Below are 15,424 nucleotides of genomic sequence, written 5' to 3' on the forward strand. Positions count from 1 at the left end.
TAAATTTCTATTTCGTTACTGCCGACGTTACGCTGCCCGTTTCAAGGCGTGTCGTAATCTCATCGCCTGCTTCCAACTCATTGGCATTGCGCACTATGTGTCCATTCTTATAAGTTAAACTGTAACCTAAACGCAACATTCGTTCTGGATTTACGGCATCGACACGCTGCGCAATCAGTTGTAAGCGATGCTGTTCTGCCATCAGTTTCCGTTCAATGGCTGGGGCAATCTTACCCGAAAGCAACTCTATGTTCATTCGTTGTTGCTGCAAATGCAATCCTGTACGTTGCAAAAGAGCGTGCCAATAGTCGTCCAAGCGTGCCTCTTCCCTGTTCCGTGCCATTGAAAACAGTATGGGAATGTGGGTTGAAAGCTGTTGCAGACGCATTTTCTCGCTTTGTATTTTGCGTTCCACTGCACGGTGAATAGCCACTTGAGCCTGCTCTATGCGATGCAATGTATTTGCCAAATGCTCTATCAGAAATGCCGCTGCTGCCGTTGGTGTCTTCGCTCTTGTGTGTGCCACCATATCGAGAATGCTCTCATCGCGTTCGTGTCCGATACCTGTTATAATAGGTAAAGGAAAGTTTGCCACATTCTCTGCCAATACCAACGTGTCGAATCCACTAAGGTCGGCAGTAGCTCCACCGCCACGAATGATAACCACGCAATCGAATTCGTCTTCTCGTTCGTTTATTTCGTTCAACGCCGCAACAATGCTTTGCTCTACTTGTTCGCCCTGCATAATTGCTCCGAAGAGTTCCGTTTGAAAGCCAAATCCATACTCATTACCGTGCAACTGGTTGCAAAAGTCGCCATATCCTGCTGCCGAAGCTGAAGAAATAACGGCAATGCGTTGCGCAAACAAAGACAGGTGCAACTCTTTTTGCAAGTCGAACACGCCTTCTGCCTTCAGCTGAGCGATGATTTCGTAGCGTTTGCGTGCCATATCGCCCATTGTGTATTCGGGATTAATATCGTCTACTATCCACGAAAAACCATACTGTGCATGAAACTGGGCGTGCACTTGCACCATTACCTGCAAGCCTGCACGAAGCTGTACGCCTGCGACACGTTCGAAATGTGTTCCTATAAGCGACCACGATGTGCGCCAACACTTTGCCGACGCACGTGCAATGGGCGTATTTGTGCGTTCGTCTTTCTCTATCAGTTCCAAGTAAAGATGCCCCCTGCTCTCTCTTGCTTCCGAAACTTCTGCTTCCACCCAATACGATTGCGGCATAGCAGTATTGATAAGTTCGGCAACCAAAGAGTTGAGTTCGTATAACGTCAGGGCTTTCTCCATATCTTCACTATCCTTTCAATCGCAAAGATAAGAATAAAATCGGAATAAAGCTATAATGGGTATAAAAATTTTTTATTTTTACAATATAGCCTTTATTCTTTGATTATAGAAGTCTATGAAAGCGTTTCTATTTTATTTCAACAACTCTGCACGCTTAACAATGCTACTTCTACAAAATCAACAAAAGGGTGTGGAAACAATGTGCTTTATAAGCGAGAAAAAGACAAAAGTATTGTAAATATTTTTCGCAGACGCATCTACAACATAACCCCCTCGCTATCAATGTGTTGTAAAACCTATTGTTTTGCATTCCAAAAGCGGCTGTTTTGCACGGTAAAAGCGTAGGTTTTGCAGCGCAAAACAGCCACTTTCGCAACGCCAAAGCGCAGTTATCACTTTTTAACAATATTATCTTTACAAAATCGCAGCTTAAATGTAGGGGTTCGACTCGTTGCCTTCATCATATTTAGGCTGCTTTTTCTTTAGTGCAGGAACGTGATGAATCACGCCCTTACGTGCCAGTGTGCATTATAATTTCCCTCAACAAGCAGCAACTGCCCCACAGCTTTATTCATCGAAACCAAGCTAACGGCATTAATATTTCGCAAAGATTTGCTGGAAAAACACGATGCGAAGAAGATTGCGGGCACTGACTATGCGCTGGGCTTGCGCCTGGTAGGCAGGGCAAGCAAGCAGCTGTTCCACGTTGGCACTGTAATAGGTGCTGTCCGTAACACCCTCTTTCAGCAGGTTGTTGCCCAAGCACATATACTTCGTATTGCGGAAAGCAAAGGGTGCAAGCGTAGCCAATATGTCGTCGTGGCTTCCCCAACGATTGGTCATACTACGATGACTTTCTTTGCGGAGATAGGGTGGCAGGTAGATATAGAGCGGTACGGAACGCTCCCAACGCTTGTTTACCTGTGTGTAATCAATAATAGAGCGCACGTTGTGGTCGCCCGATATGATGACAATCGTGTTTTCGGCAGCCTTCGATTGCTTGAATTTATCGAGGAAATCGCCCAAGGTCTTGTTGGCATAACGAAAACCTGTGATGTACTTTTGCAACACCTTGTGGTTCTTTTCGGCAAAGCATACATTATTATAATAGTCGTCTGGCACTGCCTTCAGCTGCACGTCTTTGGGAAATTCAAACGGCGGGTGGTTGGTTGTAGTCATACACAGCATCATTTGCGGTTTAGCTGTATGTTGGTCTAACTGTTCTTGTATGCTTCGGAAAAGATGGTGGTCGAACACTCCGATGCTGTTATATTCGTATTCAGGGTGCTGCTCTTTCAGCGTGAACTTACCCGTAACCTTCTTGAACTGCTGGTGTTTCAGTGCTTCGGCACAGTTTTCCCACGCTACGTCCATACCCGAAATAAACTCCGTAGTGTAGCCACTTTCGTTAAAAGGCAACGCTACCGACGACGGCAAGCAATGGAAACGATAGGGCGATGAGAAGAAACGAGGAAACGGAACACAGCTCACGATATTCTCAATAGAAGCGATTGTGCCGTTGCCTACCGACTGGAAATTGCGAAAGAGCAAATCTTCTTTTAAATGGCGGCGCATTCCAAGCAGCATATCGCAGCGTGGGGTGTCTAAGTTCATCAGGTAGTTGCTCCAACTTTCCTCATAGATTATCAACACATTGGGCTGTTTGTGTGTCATCGTATCGGGCACAGTACGGAACAATGCCGTGCGCAGTGCAGCCAAAGTGTCGCCCTGCAAACGTATCGTATCCGAGTTTGTGTAAACGTTTATGGCTTCTTGCAGCGACTTGAACTTATATTCGGAGAGCAAACTCCCGATGCTACGAAAGGCAAAAGCGTTTTTCTTTTCCTTCATTGCCTTCTTCAACATATAGGCGGCATTGGGCACAAGGTCGTTAATCTGCTTACTGCTCGAGACAAACGAGTCTTCTACCTGCAAGGGGAAACGCCATACCGACCCACGAAGGCATACCACTTCGGCAACTAAAAACAGAACGATGAGGACGATAGTTTTGCGGTTTATTGCCAAACTTTCTTGCTTGTTTTCGCAGTTCAATGTACCTTTTGCAATCTTCTGGGCAAGTATGTAGATGACAAAACTTGCCAAGCATACCGCTGAAAGATAGAGTATGACGTGGTATTCTTCCCAAATGGTTTGCAGCAAACTCAACGGATTCTCATTGAAAAAGTCGAAGAAAGTAATGTTGATATGCGAATGGAAATTGCTGTAAAAGCCTATATCGACAAGCGCAAGTATGAGGAGGGCGATTTCGAGCACCACATAATAAGTACTGATGAACCTCGACAACCTGCCTGCTACACTTCTGTTGCGCACGAAAAGGCATACCAAAACAACAAGAAAAGGCAGAATGGCAACGTATGCAGCGACTTGAAGGTCGAAACGCAATGCGTTGAAAGCTGCAAAAGGCAACGACTTTGCATACGCTTCAAAAGTGGTAAAGGGCACAAGGCAGACAGCAAAAAGCAATCTGACAATGAAGAAAATGCTCACTATAACAAGCGTATGTTTTAGTATTTCAGTTAGTTTTGCAGCGAAATAATTCATCATTTATAGCTTTTAGACTTTAAAAAATCGGGTGCAAAGATATTATTTTTCTACAAAACGGAAAAGAGAATAAAACAAAAAAAGCAAATAATAAGATATAAAAACTTTGTGGATTAATGTTTATTTCTTATTTTTGCATATCAATAAAAGAACTATTCTATTTTATAAATAGGAAGACTCTGGAATTTGATTGAATTAAACTGAAAAAGCTTTTAAAGCTATAGATTTATGAATAATATCTTTCGTGGATTAGGAATAGCATTGGTAACACCATTCAAACAGAATGGGGAGATAGATTACGATGCCTTAGAAAGACTGATAGAATACCAAATAGAAAATGGTGCCGACTTCTTTACCATTTTGGCAACAACAGGCGAAAGCCCTTGCTTGTCGGCAGAAGAGAAAAACGAACTCACAAAAACTATCGTCAAGATAGTAGGCGGACGTGTGCCTATACTGAAATATTGCGGTGGCAACAACACTGCTGCCGTTGTGGAAGAGATAAGACAAACCGACTGGAAAGGCATAGACGGCATTCTCAGCATTTGCCCTTACTACAACAAACCCAGCCAAGAAGGATTGTACCAACACTTCAAAGCCATTGCAGAAGTAAGCCCACTGCCCATCGTATTATATAATGTGCCAGGACGCACAGGCGTGAATATGAAGGCGGAAACTACGGTGAGAATTGCTACCGACTTTCCAAACGTCGTGGCAATAAAGGAAGCTGCGGGCAGTTTGGAGCAGGTAGACGAAATCATAAAGAACAAACCGAAGCACTTCGAAGTGATTAGTGGCGACGACGCACTGACATTCCCAATGATTGCCAGTGGTGCAGCAGGCGTTATTTCGGTTATCGGCAATGCACTGCCCAAAGAGTTCTCGCGTATGATTAGGTTAGAGTTTAATGGCGAATACGATGCCGCACGCATCATTCACCACCAATTCACAGAACTCTACAAGCTGCTCTTCGTAGACGGGAACCCAGCAGGTTGCAAGGCTTTGCTGAACGATATGGGAATGATAGAAAACGTGTTGCGACTGCCACTTGTGCCCACACGTATCGAAACAAAACAGAAAATGAACGATATACTAAAAAAGATGAGACTTCATTAAGAAGCCTCATCTTTTTTTATCATAGTATTTTTATATTATTAAAATAAAGCTGCAGGAATGGTAATCTCGCCTGCAATGGATTTATTCATATACTTACGCACCATTTCGTGGTCGCTGTATTGCGCCTGAAGGAGCATAAGTTTGGTTAGCGCAGCTTCTACCGTTGTATCGTAACCGCTGATAACACCTGCTTCTTTCAGCTGATAGCCTGTGTCGTAACGGTTCATATCGGCTTGACCACTGATACATTGACTCACGTTTACTGTAACAACACCACGCTGAGAAGCCTCTTTGAGCAAGTTCATCAGCCAAGGAGAATGAGGAGCATTGCCGCTACCGTATGTACGCATAATGATGCCACGGAGTTCGGGTGCATCGAATACATGACGGACAATGTTCTCTTCAGCCCCTGGAAACAACGAAAGAACAAACACGTTGCTGTCCATTTCAAAATGGGGCACCATTGGTTTGGTGTAATCAGGCGTTAATATATGGTGTGTTTGGAAATTGAAACTCACACCCGCCTCGCAAAGATGAGGGAAGTTGAACGAATCGAAAGCGTTCAGTTCATCAGCATTCTGCTTTGTAGAACGGTTGCCACGCAGCAAGTGTCCGTTAAAATAAATACATACTTCGGGCACCATTGGTGTACCGTCGTGATGATGAGCAGCTGCCAATTCAAGACTTGTCATAAGGTTTTCCTTACCATCGGTGCGCAATTGTCCGATAGGAAGCTGTGAGCCAGTAAGTATAACAGGCTTCGTAAGATTTTCGAGCATAAACGACAATGCCGATGCCGTGTAAGCCATCGTGTCTGTACCGTGTAGGATAACAAATCCATCGTAGTTGTCGTACTTATCAACAATTATTCTTACAATGTCTGCCCAGTTCTTCGGAGACATATTTGAGGAGTCGATTGCAGGAACAAATTGATAGGTGTCGATGGCTGTTGGAATCAGCTTAAATTCTGGAACATTATCAGCAAGGTGGTCGAAATCCAAAGGCTCTAAAGCCCCTGTTGCAGGATTACAACCCATTCCAATGGTTCCACCAGTGTAAATCAATAAAACTTTCTCTGTTCTTTTCATGCTCGTATTATACTTTGTGGCAAAGATAGTAATTTATTTTTAGTAATTATCTATTTACTTCCTTCTTTTTTCTTGCTTGCTATTAAATCGTTACACGCTGTTTCTTTCTATAAGCAGGCAAAAGTAAACAAGTGTAGAACTTCAAGATACGACTAACAAAAAGATTACTATAAAATTGATACAAATCAATTACTTTACAGCAACATAATGATAGTAGAATAATTTTCCATTGCTACGAGGCTTTTTTCTTGCTTCCATTGCAAAAGTCAAGCATTCTTTTGCCGTTCTCAAAAAATAATAGTATTTTTGCAACATAATTACGGTGGAGGATTTATAACGAATAAAACAGACCACCTCAGCAAAAAAGAAATAACGTTATTGCACTTATTATTTTATGAAGAAATTACTTTTACCCATCATGGTGGTTACCGTGATTTTAATGATGGTAGGCTGCGGTTCAAGCAAACAAGTGGCTTACTGGCAAAACATAGACTCTATTAGCTTGGCTGCGTCTAAAGGTTTATTCGATGCGAAGATTATGCCAAAAGACGAATTAACTATTTTGGTGCAGACCACTGACCCACTTACTTCTGAACCATTCAATTTACGTTCAACAGGACAAACAACCAGCAAAAACCAAATTACAGGCTATTTGGTTGATAACGATGGTATGATAAACTTTCCTATCGTAGGCAAGATTCATGTTGCAGGACTAACAAAGACAGAATGCGAAGACTTAATCAAGAGTAAAATCCAGCCTTATTTGGCACGTACAGAGAATCCACTCGTATCGGTTCGCACAAGTAGTTACCGCATCACGGTTATCGGTGAAGTAAACAAACCTGGTGTTATTCCTGTGGCAACAGAGAAAATCAGCCTCGTTGAAGCATTGGCAGAAGCAGGCGATATGACTGTTTATGGAAAGCGCGACAACATTCTCCTTGTCAGAGAAGACAAAAGTGGAGAGAAACACAAGGTGCGCTTGAATATGAACGATGCAAATATTATAAATTCACCTTATTATTATTTGCAACAAAACGATATTGTTTATGTTGAGCCACATAAGGTAAAAGCAAGAAATACATTCTTCGGAAGCAACACAAGCATATTCTATTCTGTTATAGGTATAACAACATCGCTTGCTTCGCTACTAATTACCGTTTTAAGATAATACAGCATAGAAGAAGCAAGAGAGAGAATATAAACATTAAATAAATAGAATTAAAGAAAAGAGAAACATACAAATATGTGTGGAATTGTAGGATATTTAGGTAAAAAGAGACAAGCATACCCCGTTCTGATAAAAGGACTGAAAAGACTTGAATATAGAGGATACGATAGTTCAGGTGTTGCACTTATCAATAGCAATGGCGACTTGAGCGTATATAAAGCAAAAGGCAAAGTAAGCGAATTAGAGGCTTTCTGCGCTGAAAAAAATATTGAAGGCACTGTTGGTATAGCACACACACGATGGGCGACACACGGTGAACCTTCTTCAACTAATGCCCACCCTCACTATTCGGAATCGAAAAACTTAGCCATCATACACAATGGCATTATTGAAAATTACGCAGAAATAAAGAAGAACCTCAAAGACAAGGGTGTTCACTTTGCTTCTGATACCGACACAGAAGTGTTGGTGCAATTCGTTGAATACGTCCAAACAAAGAAAGAATTAGACTTGCTTACCGCTGTTCAGGTGGTTTTAAGTCAAGTTATTGGTGCATACGCCATAGCAATTCTTGACAAGCGACACCCCGACACAGTTATTGCAGCACGTAAGCAAAGCCCTCTCGTCGTAGGAATTGGCGATGGTGAGTTCTTCTTAGGCTCAGATGCAAGTCCTATTATCGAATATACTGACAAGGTAGTGTACCTCGAAGACGAGAATATTGCTGTAATGAAATTAGGTGAGGAACTCAAGATAGTAAACATTCAAAACGAGTCTTTAGCACCTGTAATAAAGAAGGTGGACATTGACCTTGGACAAATTGAGAAAGGTGGTTATCCACACTTTATGCTCAAAGAAATATTCGAGCAACCCGAATGCCTTATCAACTGTATGCGAGGACGCATCAATATAGATAACGACAATGTAACTTTAAGTGCCATTATCGACCATAGACAACGTTTATTAAGTGCAAAACGCATCATCATCGTAGCATGCGGAACAAGTTGGCATGCAGGTCTTATTGGCAAACAACTACTTGAAACATTCTGTCGAATACCTGTTGATGTGGAGTATGCAAGTGAGTTCCGTTACCGTAATCCTGTAGTTTCTGCTGACGATGTAGTAATAGCATTGTCGCAAAGTGGCGAAACAGCTGACACACTCGCTGCCATTGAGTTGGCAAAAGAGCATGGTGCATTCATATACGGAATATGCAATGCCATTGGTTCAAGTATTCCACGTGCTACCGACACAGGTACTTACATTCACGTAGGTCCTGAAATTGGTGTGGCTTCAACAAAAGCTTTCACAGGTCAGGTAACAGTTCTTACAATGCTTGCACTCACCTTAGCAGAAGCAAAGGGAGCTATTAAGCACGATAAATATATCGAAGTGGTAAAAGAGTTGTCGTCAATTCCCGAAAAGATAAAAGAGGTTTTGAAAACCAACGAAGCTATTGCAGACTTGGCAAGAACATTTACTTATGCACAGAATTTCCTTTATTTAGGTCGTGGATTCAGCTATCCTGTCGCACTAGAAGGTGCTCTAAAGCTGAAAGAAATTTCATACATACATGCTGAAGGCTATCCTGCTGCAGAAATGAAACACGGTCCTATTGCCTTGATAGACTCTGATATGCCTGTCGTTGTAATAGCAACACACAACTCAATGTATGAAAAGGTGCGCAGCAATATACAGGAAATTAAGGCTCGAAACGGTCGTGTAATAGCGTTAGTGTCAAAGGGCGACAAGACGGTTTCGCAGATTGCAGATGCAGTTATTGAACTTCCTGACACAATGGACTGCTTGGAACCACTCGTAGCAACCATACCGCTGCAACTATTAGCCTATCACGTGGCAGTCTGCAAAGGCAAAGATGTAGACCAACCGCGCAACTTGGCAAAGTCCGTTACAGTGGAATAAAATAGAAGAAAAAGTAACCTTGATAAATGGAGAAGAATATACATGAAGATTGCGGTGTTGCAATGATAAGATTGCTGAAACCGCTAAGCTACTTCAAAGAGAAGTATGGAACTTGGATGTACGGCTTGAATAAGATGTATCTTATGATGGAAAAGCAGCACAACCGAGGACAAGAAGGTGCTGGTATAGCAAGTGTCAAGCTTGAAACACAGCCCGGAAACGAATATATGTTCCGAGAGCGAGCCGAAGGAAAGAATGCCGTTACAGAAATTTTTGCCAATATTCACAGGCAATACAAAGACTACACCGAAGCAGAAATTGCTGACGTAGACTTCGCACAACGGCATTTACCTTTCGCAGGTGAACTTTATATGGGACATTTGCGTTACTCCACCACAGGAAAAAGTGGCTTATCGTATGTTCATCCATTTTTAAGGAGAAACAACTGGAGGGCTAAGAATCTTTCGTTTTGTGGCAATTTCAATATGACAAACCTCAGTGAGATATTCGAACATCTCACTGATTACGGTCAATGCCCACGCAAATACAGCGATACCTATTTGCTTCTTGAGTTCATGGGACACCGCTTAGACCGTGAAGTAGAGCGCAATTTCCGCGATGCGAAAGCACTTGGATTAGAGAAATTCGATATTACGCACTACATCGAAGACCATATAGAGATGAAGAATGTCTTACAAACTACAATGCAATACTTCGACGGGGGTTATGTAATATGTGGCGTTACAGGGTCTGGAGAGATGTGTGCCATGCGCGACCCTTGGGGCATTCGTCCTGCATTCTTCTACATGAACGACGAGTATATGGCATTGGCGAGCGAGCGTCCCGTACTCCAGACAACATTCGATTTAACCTGTGAAGACATAAAAGAGCTTCTACCAGGTCAAGCACTCATCGTAAACAAACGTGGTGAAAGCTCACTACACCAAATATTAGAGCCTAAAAGCGATACAGCATGCTCGTTCGAACGCATTTATTTCTCACGCGGTTCCGACCGAGATATATATAAGGAACGTAAGAAATTAGGCGAACAACTTACCGAAAAGGTATTGAAATCGATTGATAACGATACCAACCACACCGTAATTTCTTTTATTCCAAACACTGCTGAAGTAGCTTTCTACGGATTGCTGCAAGGTTTTGAGAAGTGGTTGAACACTAAAAAAGCAGAAGAAATAAAGGCTTTAGGAAGCAATGCAACCGATGTAGAGATAGAAAAAATATTAAGTCAGTCTATCCGTTCCGAGAAAGTAGCATGGAAAGACATTAAGCTACGCACCTTCATTACCGAAAGCAATTCGCGCAACGACTTAGCTTCACACGTCTACGACATAAGCTACGAGAGCATTACGCCCAACGAAGACAACCTCGTTATCATTGACGACTCCATCGTTCGTGGCACCACACTGAAAGAAAGTATCTTGCGAATACTCGACAGACTTCACCCAAAGAAGATTATTATCGTATCGAGTGCACCACAAATCCGCTATCCCGACTACTATGGCATTGACATGCCGCGCTTAGAAGAGTTTTGCGTGTTCGATGCAACCATCGAGTTGATAAAGGAACGCAATATGGAATCGCTCCTTACCGAAGTCTACGAGGCTTGTAAAAAGGAAGTTGCCAAAGGAAAAGGAGAAACCATCAACAACGCAGTCTGCAAGGTTTACGCACCATTTACAGTAGAAGAAATCAATAAAAAGATAGTGGAGATGTTGCGTCCAAAAGGCATGACCACTCCCGTAGAACTTGTTTATCAAAGCATTGAAGGTTTGCACGAAGCCATACCAAACCACAAAGGCGACTGGTATTTTACAGGAAACTTCCCTACTCCTGGCGGAATGCGCCTTGTAAACAAAGCATTCATAAACTTCTACGAACAAGTTTATCACAAGTAAATCAGCTAAATATTAAATCATCAACATACAAATTAAAATGAGGAATGTAACTTTAGTCTTAAATGACGGTACAGAATTTCATGGAAAATCATTCGGATACGACAAGCCTGTTGCGGGCGAAGTTGTATTCAACACAGCAATGATGGGATACCCCGAAAGTCTTACCGACCCTTCCTACGCAGGTCAAATGCTTGTCATGACATTCCCCTTGGTCGGCAACTACGGTGTTCCACCATTTACGATTGAGAAGAATCATATTCCTTCGTTCATGGAAAGCGACAAGATTTATGTCTCTGCACTCATCGTTTCCGATTATACGGAGGAGTACTCTCACTGGAATGCCGTTGAAAGCTTAGCATCATGGCTCAAGCGCGAAAAGGTTCCTGGAATCACAGGCATTGATACACGCGAGCTTACAAAAGTATTGCGCGAACACGGCGTAATGATGGGACAAATCATTTTTGACGACGAAGCTGACAACATTCCTACTGCCCACTATGAAGGAGTAAACTTTGTAGACCTTGTTTCTACAAAAGAAATCATTCGTTACAATGAAGGAGGCGGAAAGAAAGTGGTGTTAGTAGATTGCGGTGTAAAAGCCAACATCTTGCGCGAATTGATAAATCGCAACATCGAAGTAATTCGTGTACCTTGGAATTACGATTATACATCATTGGAATACGACGGACTTTTCCTTGCCAATGGTCCTGGCGACCCAGACATGTGCAGCGATGCGGTAGAGATTATCCGCAAGCAAATGAACCAAAGCACAAAGCCTATATGTGGCATTTGTATGGGAAACCAACTTATGGCAAAGGCTGCTGGTGCAACCATCTTCAAGCTAAAGTATGGTCATCGTGGACACAATCAGCCCGTCAGATTAGTAGGAACAAACCAATGCTACATTACTTCTCAGAACCACGGTTATGCTGTTGATGCAAAAACATTGGGCAAAGACTGGGAAGAACTCTTTGTAAACATGAACGATGGCAGTAACGAAGGAATCCGCCATAAGACAAATCCTTGGTTCAGCTCGCAGTTCCACCCTGAAGCAAGTTCGGGTCCGATAGATACAGTATTTATGTTTGATAAATTTGTAGAAGCACTGAAATAATGAAAGACGAATCAATAAAGAAAGTCCTGCTACTTGGTTCAGGCGCATTAAAGATAGGTGAAGCTGGTGAATTTGACTATTCTGGTTCGCAAGCACTAAAAGCACTGCGTGAAGAAGGTGTTTCTACCGTTCTCATCAACCCAAATATTGCAACCGTTCAAACATCGGAAGGCGTGGCAGACCAAATCTATTATCTGCCTGTTCAGCCTTATTTCGTAGAACGTGTTATCCAAAAAGAACGTCCCGATGGTATTCTTTTGGCATTCGGTGGACAAACCGCGCTGAACTGTGGCGTAGAGTTAGACCGTCTCGGCATACTCGAAAAGTACAATGTAAAGGTGCTCGGTACACCTGTAAAGGCGATTATGAACACCGAAGACCGTGAACTTTTCGTACAGCAGTTAGACGAAATCGACGTTAAAACCATTAAGAGCGAGGCTTGTGAAACTGCAGAACAAGCACGCAAGGCAGCTGCGACATTGGGCTATCCTGTTATTATCCGTGCAGCTTACGCATTGGGCGGACTTGGCAGTGGATTTGCCGATAACGAAGAAGAACTCAACAAACTTTGCGAAAAAGCCTTCTCGTTCTCACCTCAAGTTTTGGTGGAAAAGAGTTTAAAGGGCTGGAAAGAAATAGAATACGAAGTGGTACGCGACCAATACGACAACTGTATTACGGTCTGCAATATGGAGAATTTCGACCCATTAGGTATCCATACGGGCGAATCTATCGTAATTGCACCTTCGCAAACCCTTACCAACAGCGAGTATCACAAGCTCCGCAAATTAGCAATAAAGATAGTTCGCCACATCGGAATAGTGGGCGAATGTAACGTACAATACGCTTTCGACCCCAAGAGCGAAGACTACCGTGTAATTGAAGTCAATGCACGCCTCTCTCGTTCATCGGCTTTAGCAAGTAAGGCGACGGGCTATCCCCTTGCTTTCGTGGCAGCCAAATTAGGTATGGGCTATGGTTTGTTTGAATTGAAGAACTCTGTTACAAAGACTACATCGGCTTTCTTCGAGCCAGCACTCGACTATGTTGTCTGCAAGATACCACGCTGGGACTTGAGCAAGTTCCGTGGTGTAGACAAGGAATTGGGCTCAAGCATGAAGTCGGTTGGCGAAGTTATGGCTATCGGCCGCAACTTCGAGGAAGCCATACAAAAGGGATTGCGCATGATTGGGCAAGGCATGCACGGCTTTGTAGAGAACAAAGAACTTGAAATCAACGATATAGATGCCGCATTGCGCGAACCTACCGACAAGCGTATCTTCGTTATTTCAAAGGCAATGCACAAAGGTTATACCATTGACCAAATTCACGAACTTACCAAAATCGACCATTGGTTCCTGCACAAGCTAAAGCATATCATTGATGTTGATGAGCAATTAAAGACTTGCAACATCAACACACTCGATAAAAACTTGCTCCGCACAGCAAAGGTATATGGCTTCACCGATTTCCAAATCGCTCGTGCAGTAGGTTTGGAAGACGAAGTTGGCAATATGCACAAGGCTGTCTTGGTAGTTCGCCAGTTGCGTAAAAGCTATGGAATCCTCCCTGTTGTCAAGCAAATCGATACGCTTGCAGCCGAATATCCTGCACAAACCAACTATCTTTACGTTACCTACTCGGGCGTAGCTTCTGACATTAAGTTTGAAACTGACCGTAAGAGTGTCATCGTTCTTGGCTCAGGTGCTTACCGCATCGGCTCTTCTGTCGAATTCGACTGGTGTGGCGTACAGGCATTAAACACCATTCGCAAGCAGGGCTACCGCTCTATCATGATAAATTACAACCCCGAAACCGTATCGACCGACTACGATATGTGCGACCGTCTTTACTTCGACGAACTCACATTCGAACGTGTTATGGACATCATCGATATGGAAATGCCACAGGGCGTAATTGTTTCTACGGGCGGACAAATTCCTAACAACCTCGCCATACATCTTGATGCAGAGAACGTTCCCATACTCGGAACAAAGGCAAAAGACATTGACAATGCCGAAGACCGTGCCAAATTCTCTGCCATGCTCAACGATATTGGTGTGAACCAACCAGAGTGGCGTGCGCTGACAAGTATGGCAGACATTCAGGAATTTGTAGACCGTGTGGGCTTCCCCGTACTTGTTCGTCCTTCTTACGTTCTTTCCGGCGCAGCTATGAACGTTTGTTCCAACAACGACGAGTTGGAGCGTTTCCTCCAGTTGGCAGCCAACGTGAGCGAAGACCACCCAGTGGTTGTAAGCAAATTCATTGAGAATGCGAAAGAAATAGAAATGGACGCAGTGGCTCGTGATGGCGAAATCATGGCTTACGCAATATCTGAACACATCGAGTTTGCAGGTGTTCACTCAGGCGATGCCACCATTCAGTTCCCACCACAAAAGCTCTATGTAGAAACCGTACGCCGTGTTAAACGCATCAGCCGACAAATTGCCAAGGCATTGCACATTAACGGTCCGTTCAACATACAGTTTATGGCGCGCGACAACGACATACTCGTTATTGAGTGTAACCTTCGTGCCAGCCGCTCGTTCCCATTTGTGAGCAAGGTGTTGAAACTGAATTTCATCGATTTGGCTACCAAGATTATGCTTGGCATGCCAGTGGAAAAGCCAAACAAAAACCTCTTCGACCTCGATTATGTGGGTATCAAGGCTTCGCAATTCTCGTTCAACCGCTTGCAGAAAGCCGACCCTGTGTTGGGCGTAGATATGAGTTCGACGGGCGAAGTAGGCTGCATTGGCGAAGACACACACACAGCATTGCTAAAGAGTATGCTCTCTGTCGGGCAGCGAATACCTGCAAAGAACATACTTCTTTCTACTGGTGGAGCAAAGCAAAAGGCAGAAATGCTCGATGCTGCGAAGATATTAAAGGCTCATGGCTATAATCTTTTTGCAACTGGTGGTACTTCTAAATACCTCACAGAAAACGGTTTAGAAAACACATTGGTATATTGGCCATCAGACGAAGGCAAGCAACCACAAGCATTAGACCTTCTACACGAGAAGAAAATAGATATGGTGGTGAACATTCCAAAGGACCTTACACCACGCGAACTTACCAACGGTTACAAAATCCGCCGTGCGTCAATCGACCTCAACATACCATTGCTCACCAACAGCCGCCTTGCAAGTGCTTTCATTGCGGCGTTCTGCAATGTGAAGTTAGACGATATTGACATCAAGGCTTGGGGCGAATACTAAAACA

The 15,424-nt window shown here is 43.3% G+C and carries 9 protein-coding genes; 6 read left to right on the forward strand and 3 right to left on the reverse strand.

Features of this window, described 5'->3' with window-relative positions; genetic code table 11:
• Positions 1–7: 7 nt before the first annotated feature.
• Together xseA and BWX39_RS06755 are read right to left on the reverse strand one after the other, a co-directional pair.
• Positions 8–1,306, reverse strand: coding sequence for an exodeoxyribonuclease VII large subunit (gene xseA / locus BWX39_RS06745; RefSeq protein WP_028905018.1), 1,299 nt, complete (start codon positions 1,304–1,306; stop codon positions 8–10).
• 594 nt (positions 1,307–1,900) lie between these two features.
• A complete protein-coding gene (locus tag BWX39_RS06755) occupies positions 1,901–3,871 on the reverse strand; it encodes an LTA synthase family protein (protein WP_028905019.1) in 1,971 nt (656 codons plus the stop codon).
• Positions 3,872–4,096: 225 nt separating this feature from the next.
• Here BWX39_RS06755 and dapA point away from each other — a divergent pair, with 225 nt between their 5' ends.
• Positions 4,097–4,984 (forward strand): 4-hydroxy-tetrahydrodipicolinate synthase, encoded by an 888-nt coding sequence (gene dapA, locus BWX39_RS06760; protein WP_028905020.1) that lies wholly within the window; start codon positions 4,097–4,099, stop codon positions 4,982–4,984.
• 38 nt (positions 4,985–5,022) lie between these two features.
• Here dapA and BWX39_RS06765 read toward each other — a convergent pair whose 3' ends face one another.
• On the reverse strand, positions 5,023–6,072 hold the full coding sequence (locus tag BWX39_RS06765) for an asparaginase (RefSeq protein ID WP_028905021.1): 1,050 nt from the start codon (positions 6,070–6,072) through the stop codon (positions 5,023–5,025).
• Between the two features lie 394 nt (positions 6,073–6,466).
• On the opposite strand from BWX39_RS06765, the gene BWX39_RS06770 reads away from it, so the two are divergent.
• From BWX39_RS06770 to carB, 5 genes are all read left to right on the forward strand, one after another.
• A complete protein-coding gene (locus tag BWX39_RS06770; protein WP_028905022.1) occupies positions 6,467–7,243 on the forward strand; it encodes a polysaccharide biosynthesis/export family protein in 777 nt (258 codons plus the stop codon).
• A gap of 75 nt (positions 7,244–7,318) precedes the next feature.
• The gene (gene glmS / locus BWX39_RS06775) at positions 7,319–9,166 is read left to right on the forward strand and encodes a glutamine--fructose-6-phosphate transaminase (isomerizing) (RefSeq protein ID WP_028905023.1); all 1,848 of its coding nucleotides are present in this window, start codon (positions 7,319–7,321) and stop codon (positions 9,164–9,166) included.
• A 26-nt stretch (positions 9,167–9,192) separates the two neighbouring features.
• Positions 9,193–11,082 carry an amidophosphoribosyltransferase gene (locus BWX39_RS06780; protein WP_028905024.1) on the forward strand — a complete coding sequence of 630 codons (1,890 nt, stop codon included), beginning with the start codon at positions 9,193–9,195 and terminating at the stop codon, positions 11,080–11,082.
• A 37-nt stretch (positions 11,083–11,119) separates the two neighbouring features.
• Entirely contained in the window at positions 11,120–12,196 is a 1,077-nt protein-coding gene (carA, locus tag BWX39_RS06785) for a glutamine-hydrolyzing carbamoyl-phosphate synthase small subunit (protein ID WP_014709855.1), read from the forward strand.
• Positions 12,196–15,420, forward strand: a complete 3,225-nt coding sequence (gene carB, locus BWX39_RS06790; RefSeq protein ID WP_028905025.1) for a carbamoyl-phosphate synthase (glutamine-hydrolyzing) large subunit — start codon at positions 12,196–12,198, stop codon at positions 15,418–15,420. The genes carA and carB overlap by 1 nt, the downstream gene beginning before the upstream one ends.
• Positions 15,421–15,424 lie beyond the last annotated feature (4 nt).

This window comes from Prevotella intermedia ATCC 25611 = DSM 20706 (assembly GCF_001953955.1).
Classification (GTDB): Bacteria; Bacteroidota; Bacteroidia; order Bacteroidales; family Bacteroidaceae; genus Prevotella; species Prevotella intermedia.

Bases quoted from the DNA above. Each gene is read 5' to 3' on its own strand.
- dapA (WP_028905020.1), top strand. From the start codon at position 4,097: ATGAATAATATCTTTCGTGGATTAGGAATAGCATTGGTAACACCATTC.
- glmS (WP_028905023.1), top strand. From the start codon at position 7,319: ATGTGTGGAATTGTAGGATATTTAGGTAAAAAGAGACAAGCATACCCC.
- BWX39_RS06780 (WP_028905024.1), top strand. From the start codon at position 9,193: ATGGAGAAGAATATACATGAAGATTGCGGTGTTGCAATGATAAGATTG.
- xseA (WP_028905018.1), bottom strand. From the start codon at position 1,306: ATGGAGAAAGCCCTGACGTTATACGAACTCAACTCTTTGGTTGCCGAA.
- carA (WP_014709855.1), top strand. From the start codon at position 11,120: ATGAGGAATGTAACTTTAGTCTTAAATGACGGTACAGAATTTCATGGA.
- carB (WP_028905025.1), top strand. From the start codon at position 12,196: ATGAAAGACGAATCAATAAAGAAAGTCCTGCTACTTGGTTCAGGCGCA.
- BWX39_RS06765 (WP_028905021.1), bottom strand. From the start codon at position 6,072: ATGAAAAGAACAGAGAAAGTTTTATTGATTTACACTGGTGGAACCATT.
- BWX39_RS06755 (WP_028905019.1), bottom strand. From the start codon at position 3,871: ATGATGAATTATTTCGCTGCAAAACTAACTGAAATACTAAAACATACG.
- BWX39_RS06770 (WP_028905022.1), top strand. From the start codon at position 6,467: ATGAAGAAATTACTTTTACCCATCATGGTGGTTACCGTGATTTTAATG.